2 protein-coding genes are annotated in these 3,179 nt (G+C 71.7%); both read left to right on the top strand.

Going from position 1 to position 3,179, the window contains the following annotated elements:
• The coding region (locus tag AB0M27_RS47170; protein ID WP_365732372.1) for a DUF5372 family protein at positions 1-304 on the top strand (304 nt) is incomplete at its 5' end.
• Between the two features lie 130 nt (positions 305-434).
• Positions 435-3,167, top strand: coding sequence for a recombinase family protein (locus tag AB0M27_RS47165; RefSeq protein WP_365732371.1), 2,733 nt, complete (start codon positions 435-437; stop codon positions 3,165-3,167).
• The last annotated feature ends 12 nt before the right edge of the window (positions 3,168-3,179 follow it).

Genomic DNA, 3,179 nt, shown 5'->3' with positions numbered 1-3,179 from the left:
CCGACGGTCACGGCATAGTGCCGCGTCGTCCAAGCAGTCCTTGGGTTCCCTGGCGGTGACTCATCCGTTCCACGCGCTGAGTGGTCAGCGGCTGGAGATTCTGTTCGTCAAGCGCCGGAGCGGTGCGCTGGTCTTCGTCTGCGCGTACGGCGTGAGCCGGAGCGTGACGCTGCCGCAGGAGTGGACGGACCGGGGCGGGGAGCCGTCGGGTGACCGGCTCGCGGTCGAGGGGTTGAGTGCGCTTCGTGCGCTGGTGAATGCCCTGGTGAGCCGTGGTGCAGGCCCGGAGCGGGACGGATCCTGATGGAACGACAGTTGTATCGCGCACCAGTCCCGTCGGGGGCGGAAGCGAGGGGCTGTGCCGCCATCACCGTGTTGCGTCGAGGTGGTGATGGTGCTGGCCAACATGGTCGAGTCCGTGTTGGGGGGCAGCCGTGATCGTGAACGGGACCTCGAAGATCACCGCGTCCCATCGCTCCCGGACGGCGGCGATCTACTTGCGGCAGAGCACGTTGGTGCAGGTGAGGGACAACACCGAGTCGACGCTGCGGCAGTACGCGCTCGGCGACGAGGCGGTCGCGCTGGGCTGGGACCGCGAAGACGTCATGGTCATCGACGCGGACCTCGGCGTGTCGGGGAAGTTCGGCCAGGTCCGCGAGGGCTTCCGGGATCTGGTGGCCAAGGTCTGCCTGGGCGAGGTCGGGGCGATCTTCGGTCTGGAGGTCTCCCGGCTGGCCCGGTCCTCGGCCGACTTCGCCCGGCTGCTGGAGCTGGCTCGGTTGACCGACGCGCTTTTGATCGACGCCGACGGCGTCTACGACCTGGCGAACATCAACGACCGGCTGCTGCTCGGCTTGAAGGGCAGCATGTCAGAGGCGGAACTGCACATTCTCTCGGGCAGGCTGCAGGGCGCGAAGCGGGCCGCGGCCGAGCGCGGCGAGCTGAGGTTCCCGCTGCCGGTGGGCTACGTCTACGACGACGAGGGCGAGTGCGTGATCGACCCGGACGCCGAGGTGCAGGCCGCGATCCGCGACGTGTTCGCGGCGTTCGCGGCCGGCGGCTCGGCGTTCCAGGTCGTGGCCGCCTTCGTGGGCAGGCGCTTCCCGCTGCGCGCCTACGGAGGAGCGTGGGCCGGCCAGCTGCGGTGGGGCAAGCTGACGCACGCGCGGGCTCTGGGGGTGCTGCGCAACCCGTGCTATGCCGGGGCCTACGTTTACGGCCGCTACTCCACCCGGCGCCGGGTGCAGCCGGACGGCACCGTGCGCACCGGCATCAAGCTGCTGCCCCGCGAGCAGTGGCCGATCGTCCTGCCCGACCACCACGAGGGCTACTGGACCTGGGCGCAGTATGTGGCCGCCGAGGCGCAGCTGAAGGCCAACTGCACTCACGACGGCGCGCGTCCGGCCCGCGAGGGCCTGGCCCTGTGTCAGGGGATCATGTTCTGCGGGTCCTGCGGACACCCGATGACCACCCGGTATCACCGGCACGGCCAGGCCGCCTACGGCTGCTCGTCCTCCCGGGCCGACCACGAGGCCACGGCGACCTGCCGCTCCATCCGCGCGGACATCGTCGACGACGCGGTGGCTGAGCTGCTGCTGAGCACGCTCGGCCCGGGCCAGATCGAGCGGGCCCTGGCCACAGCCGACGAGGTCAGCGACCGGCACGCCCGCTCCCACCGCGCCGCCGAACTCGCCGTCGAGCGCGCCCAGTACGACGCGGACCGCGCCGAGCGTGCCTTCAGCGCGGTCGAGCCGGAGAACCGGATGGTCGCCCGCACCCTGGAGGCCCGCTGGGAAGCGCGACTGGCCGCGCTCGACCAGGCCCAAGCCGCCCTGGCCGCGGCCCGCGAGGCCCGCCCGGCGCTGCCCGACCGCACCGCCCTTAAGGCCCTGGCCGCTGACCTGCCAGGACTGTGGCACGATCCCGACACCAAGGACCGGGACCGCAAGCGTCTACTGCGAACCCTGGTCTCGGACGTCACTCTGCTGCCCGAGCCGGCCCGGGCCCGCGCCCGGATCGGAGTGCGCTGGCACACCGGCGCCACCGACGAACTCGCCCTGACCCGGCCCGCGACCTCGCCGGAGGTGCGGCGGACCCCGGCCGCCGCACGGGAGCTGATCGCGGCCCTGCGTCCGGAGCACAGCGATGAGCAGGTCGTTGTCGCGCTCGCCGATGCCGGGCTCACCACGGGCACCGGGCGCCGCTACGACGTGGCGGCGGTCAAGTGGGTCGGCCACACCTACAACATCCCGGCCCGCTCCCCCTTCCGGGACGACGAGATCAACGTCAACCAGGCCGCCCAGATTCTGGGCATCACCGCCAACGCCGTCTACTACTGGCTCACCCACGACCGGCTCACCGGCCGCAAGGACCCCTCGGGACGCTGGTGCATCCCCTGGAACCCGCAGGTCGAAGCCGCCTGCCGGGAGCAGATCGGTGCCTCCGGACACCTGACCCCACGTCCCGGCCCCCCAGTGCAGGCCCGGCCCGGCGAAGTCACCGTCCAGCAGGCCGCCGCCCGCCTCGGTGTGGTCGAGCACGCCGTCTACTACTGGATCCGCTGTCGGCGTCTGCCCGCTCGCAAGGACCCCTCCGGACGCTGGTTGATCCCCTGGAACCCGCAGGTCGAGGACGCCTGCCGGGACTGGATCACTCACCCCGAACAGTTCGCGCCCACCGGACCGCGCCCGCTGCCCGTGGAATCGGCCCGCGACGGTGAGATCAGCATCCCGCAGGCCGCCGCACGCCTCGGCGTGCTGGACGCGGCCGTCCGCTACCAGATCCGCGTCGGCCACCTCTGCGCCCACCGCACACCGGCCGGCCGGATCGCCATCCCCTGGAACGACGAGGTCGAAGCCGCACTCCGTGCCCACTTGGCCCGGCGGGGGCACCCCGGCCCCACCGGTCGAGGCAGCCACCCGCTCCCGCAAGAGGCCCAGGCCCGTGGCGAACTGAGCGTCCAGCAGGTCGCCACCCGCCTCGGCGTCCGCCAGGGCGCCGTCTACTACTGGATCGCCCGCGGCCGACTGGACGCCGTGCGCGCCGACGACGGACGCCTGAGTATCCCCTGGACCAGCGACAACGAGGAAATCTGCCTCCAACTCGCCGCCCGAACCGTGAAATCGCACGTCAAAACCACAGCACTCACAGCAGGAGGGGCAGTATGAAGCCACCATGCC

The organism is Streptomyces sp. NPDC052107, from assembly GCF_040680215.1.
Lineage (GTDB): Bacteria > Actinomycetota > Actinomycetes > Streptomycetales > Streptomycetaceae > Streptomyces.
Note: the sequence above shows the minus strand (reverse complement) of the source record. Positions and strands in the feature narration are given on the sequence as shown.